Source organism: Sutterella massiliensis, assembly GCF_016899755.1.
Lineage (GTDB): Bacteria > Pseudomonadota > Gammaproteobacteria > Burkholderiales > Burkholderiaceae_F > Sutterella > Sutterella massiliensis.
In genome coordinates, this window is sequence record NZ_JACJJC010000430.1 from 1 (window position 1) to 269 (window position 269).

Consider the following 269-nt stretch of genomic DNA (forward strand, 5'->3'; position numbering starts at 1 on the left):
TTCCAGACTTTGGTGGTAATTTACTTGGTTTCCGTACCCCTAAACTCACTAAAAGTGATAATAAACCTTGATAAGTCATACATTTTGATTTTCTTTTTAAATAAGCATCTTGAATACTTTTTATAAAGTCCTCGCACCATATTATTTTATTTTCTGACCATAAGACTTGATCGAATTTGCCAAGTTCCACGAGGTCGCTTATTATCAATTCTAGCGTGGTAATTGGTATCTTACATTTAGCTGCTAAAAACAGCTAAATGTAAGATACC

At 32.7% G+C, this 269-nt stretch carries 1 protein-coding gene; it reads right to left on the reverse strand.

What is annotated here, in order from left to right:
* Nucleotides 1–190, reverse strand: a 190-nt coding sequence (locus H6A60_RS13195; RefSeq protein ID WP_205105322.1) for a hypothetical protein, incomplete at its 3' end; no start/stop codon positions are given.
* Nucleotides 191–269: the final 79 nt, after the last annotated feature.